Origin of the sequence: Ponticaulis profundi (assembly GCF_042659465.1) — a bacterium.
GTDB classification, from domain to species: domain Bacteria; phylum Pseudomonadota; class Alphaproteobacteria; order Caulobacterales; family Hyphomonadaceae; genus Ponticaulis; species Ponticaulis profundi.
The window spans coordinates 1-4,121 of record NZ_JBHSSW010000054.1; the positions used below are offsets into that span (position 1 = coordinate 1).

The 4,121-nt window shown below is 46.9% G+C and carries 4 protein-coding genes; 1 reads left to right on the forward strand and 3 read right to left on the reverse strand.

The features are described from left to right. The coding region (locus ACFQDM_RS15695; RefSeq protein ID WP_377380645.1) for a hypothetical protein at positions 1–397 on the forward strand (397 nt) is incomplete at its 5' end. Between the two features lie 22 nt (positions 398–419). On the opposite strand, the gene ACFQDM_RS15700 is transcribed toward ACFQDM_RS15695, so the two are convergent. The 3 genes from ACFQDM_RS15700 to ACFQDM_RS15710 form a co-directional block, all read right to left on the reverse strand. Beyond that, entirely contained in the window at positions 420–2,801 is a 2,382-nt protein-coding gene (locus ACFQDM_RS15700; protein WP_377380647.1) for a hypothetical protein, read from the reverse strand. Positions 2,802–2,864: 63 nt separating this feature from the next. Then, positions 2,865–3,251, reverse strand: a complete 387-nt coding sequence (locus tag ACFQDM_RS15705; protein WP_282029936.1) for a hypothetical protein — start codon at positions 3,249–3,251, stop codon at positions 2,865–2,867. Positions 3,252–3,299: 48 nt separating this feature from the next. After that, on the reverse strand, positions 3,300–3,872 hold the full coding sequence (locus ACFQDM_RS15710; RefSeq protein WP_282029935.1) for a hypothetical protein: 573 nt from the start codon (positions 3,870–3,872) through the stop codon (positions 3,300–3,302). Positions 3,873–4,121: the final 249 nt, after the last annotated feature.

Genomic DNA, 4,121 nt, shown 5'->3' on the forward strand with positions numbered 1-4,121 from the left:
GCTCTCCGCCGGCGCGTGGCAGCTCAAGGAGCGCGGCATCGAGGTCGCGGCCGTGCAGGTCTGGCGGGAGATCAAGGAACAGGCCGTCGAGGTGGCCCGTGTGGCGCAGGAGCTGGCCGAGAAGGCCCGCACCTGGCTGGAGCGCGTCACGGAACGTGCGGCAGAGCAGGTGCGGGACGTGGTGGAGCGGGTCGCGCCAACCGATGCTTGGGGTGAGTTCTTCGCGGCCGCAGCCCCCGGCGCGTCAGCCGCCGCCGAGGGGCTGGCGCGGGATCTGGAGATCGAGCGCCGGCAGGAGGCGCAGCGTGAGGCGTATGAGCAGGAGGCGCGGGAACGCGTGCAAGAACAGGAGCGTCGCGCCCATGAGCGCGACGACGGCCACGATTACGGGCTATAAATATCACTATACCTTTGAGGAATTAAGCGCGAAGAATTCCTGTTGAATATATACTGGGTTCTATTTTTACAGATAAAGCTTTGTAGGAGGTTTCGATATCGCTTGCCCGGTGTGACACATTGGTGCCTTGGCTAATTAATAAATCGAGCGTATTTCGTATTTGATACCAACCAACGTCCGGGCGATTTAGTTTATATTTTTCTCTCACAAACTTTGGTATCTGCTTCCTGTCTACCGCCTCAAAATAAGATGACCAAACTTTGCGGCCATCATTCAGTACTTTTCTCGCTTCTTTGGATATTTTTAGAGATGATATATACTGAAACATAAAGTCAGATTCGAATCTGCTAGGCGCTCCCACTTCATCTTCTTGGAACGGAATAAAGTGATTTATAAGTGACCACTTTTTCCCTTGCCATTGTAGATCATTGGCTCCAGCAGTAAGGTTCGCATTGTTGAATAGCATCCATATCAGGCAGTCATTTGCAAACTCCTGCGATACGTCCTTATCTGGCATAAGGAACTGATCTCGATCGTTGAGCCAAGTCTGTCTAATGATGCGCTTTGCCGTAAAAACTACTGCTGACTGCCAAAGGTTATCATTGGTAACAAGAAATCCTCCTGCGCTAGCGTATCCTGATGAAAAAAGAGCCGTAATACCTGCGTTCTGAAGGTCCGATCCTTTACTAATCATACCCCCAATTGCACCATCAGCCCACCTTGTTCCTCTTACGTCATTAACTCTGGTAGTCGGCTCAATAGCGTTTGTAAGGGGCAATGCAGGTGTGGAGTTTGGTTTAGGTCGATTGATCCAAGAGTTTAATAGCTTTTCTTTAGGAACATCATAAAATCGTTTAGCTCCAACCGCATTTGCATTTCTGTCTATAACCTCTGTTTCTATTTCGAACGGCGCTTTGAATTTCTTTCTTTTTTTGCTGGTGTCCCAAATAAGAAAGCCGATTGGAAAGTCACCTGTTAGGCCATCAAAAGCACGGCTATGGACTACAAATCCACCTAGATAAGCTGCATTCCAACTGTTTCGAAAGCTATCAAAATTAGGGGCATTGACGTATTTTAGTTTTGAAAAAATTGCTACAACCGCATTCGGAATTTCGATCTGAATACGCAGTAAGAATTGTATAAATAGCTCACGGCGAGCAAAGCCTACGTCCCCTCCAAGCGATCTTCCAACAGCAGTAGTTGCTACTCCAGTCCCGGCATTCATCGCCTCTGCGTAGGGAGGATTAATCAAAACAAGTATTTTTTCCTTAGAGGAGATGGCCGATCTAAGTTCCGACGGGAGCTTATCAGTAAGAGTATAATCTATTGCACCATCTTCAGTAATGTCATCGTTAAGATAGTCGTACTGAAAGCGGTGCGCGGCCACGCAAGTCTTTGTAGCTTTCATTACGTCTACATCGGACTTATCAAGTGTAGACATAAAAAGATTACGGTGGTTTGAATGCTTTACTTCTAGGTTTCCAACGCCACAGCACATATCCCAAACTTTGTAGCGTTTCTGCCAGTTTTTACCTAAAGAGAACGTGAGTTGGTCGTATGCTTTGTCCACGACATATAGGGGAGTATAAAATGCTCCCTTAAAAACTCTCTCTACTACAGGAATTAGGCTGTCTCTGCGTTCTAAGATATAGTTGCGATATTCGTTTTTGGGTGGTCTATGATAAATTGTCCAAAAGCGACGATATCCTTCCAAGTTCTTGAGCCCGTGAAGCTTTCCCTCAATTTCAAAAACAGGATCACCGTCTAGGAATAAAAGTTTTGCTGAAAGGTCTTTATGCGTTGAAGCAATGCCGTCATTCATTATATCAGAAAAAAATAATAAGCTATATTTATCGTCTCTAATGTCCTCCACTTCCTGCCCAATCATATCCACCCACTTGTCAAAGACCTGTTTAAGGTTATCCGGAGTTATTTGGGTTCGGATGATGGCGCCTGCATTAATGGCGTCTTTGACAGTTGAAATAAATTCAGACGAATCTTTTTCTATATTAAAAGCCACAAAGTGAGTGCCAATGTGGATTGAGATTGCATCTACAGCCTCTTTTGGAACTGATGATGCCGATTTACCCCATTTTACTGTTTTCTTTGCGAGGAATGAGATGACGTGGCTGCTTTGCATTAATGCAGCTTTTTCAGTATCTATCACACATAGTAGCGCAGGAACGTGCTCGCCCTTGTTTAGAGCGACTTGGACATAATGAAGTAATTGGGTGAACATTTCATAGAATGTCGAAGATCCATTTGCTTTTGCTTCAAACCAAACCTCTTTCGTTTGGATATCGATCAGGTTTTTAGAATATGACTTTAAACCTAGTGCCTTAATATAGGCGTCTTTTACGTCTTCTTCGCTCTTCGCTCGTTTTAAGTCGCCGTATAGTGCCACGATACGCTGCCTCTAAGTTTGCTCGTCTCTTTACGAGAGTATATTTGAGTGAATGAAACGTAGTTATTGGCCCAGAAGCCGCCTAAAGAAGCCTTTGGATCGCTTATCCTCCAGAAGCGCAGTTGCCTGCTGTCGCCACCTGTCTCTGTCCTCACGAAGATCAGAGATCACAGTTTCCTTGTCTGCTAGCCGATCTTCGGCTGCTTCAAGACGTGCCTGTAATGCTTTGAAGTTCCCATCATTTTGGTAGTCTACGGGTGTTTCGTTTTGTGTTTCGTTCTGTTCACCTAAGGGAAGCGGGGGGTATACCCGATGTAGTTCGGATGGATCGATCCTAAACGCGCCGCTTTCTTCCTTCAGCGCCGATATTCTTCCTGATTTTATAGCCTTAGAGATTGTTGCTTTCGATTTCCCCGTAGCTTTTGCTGCCTGTCCAAGGGTGTATGCCATGGGGTTTCCTATCGTTCGCAGTGGCCGTTTTCTTTGGTGTTCACCTGTTCACTCTTCCTTCTTTGCAGGCGTTCCAGGAAGATAGGTTTCCATGCCTGGAAAACTGGGCTGTGAGATTGGAGGCAAGCCGTCGCCAGACGGGATCTGTAGTTCACCAATACGCGGCAATTGGTGCAGAGCTGACTTACTTGTTCCGATGGGCTGGGGCTGCTCCTCCTCGGCCAATAGAACCTCTGCTTGCAAACGTGCATAGCGCAGGCGGTCTCTGGCTTCTGTCCAGACCACTCGGCTGTTAAGAATATAAGCGTTGACCGTCCCGCTGGCGCCGATCTGCTGGACCTCGATCCAGTTGCCAGCCTCCAATGTTCTTAAGGCTCGTTTTACAGTAGACGCAGACGATTCCATCAGCTTAGCCAAAACCTTGTGAGAGGCTACAACCGCGTTTTGGTCTCCCACGTTTGCTGCCAGAACATGGAGTAACGCGGACGCCGCCGGATGCTTTGTCCCTAGGCGTGCCCATGCTTCATGAGCTGCGCGGTCTGTTTGTACAAAATGACCGCGTGCAGGTTTACCTGGAAGTGTTTCGCGAGTTTTTGATTGTGCTTGCCCTAGCTCAGCCATGACCTACCCCTAGTTCATCGGTGATTAGATTTGATTCACGCGTAGTTATTTTCTGACCACTATCATCTTAGTATGCCGTCAAATTTTACGCATGTCTGCACTAATTTCGACCAAACCTAGGTCATAGCTATGACCTAGGGGTAGGTCATAGCTATGACCTACCCCACCAAATAAAAACCTTAAAAAACAATAACTTATTTTTTCCGCTTCTAATGATCTTAAGGCAGGCAAAAAATCCACAGTCCGGGC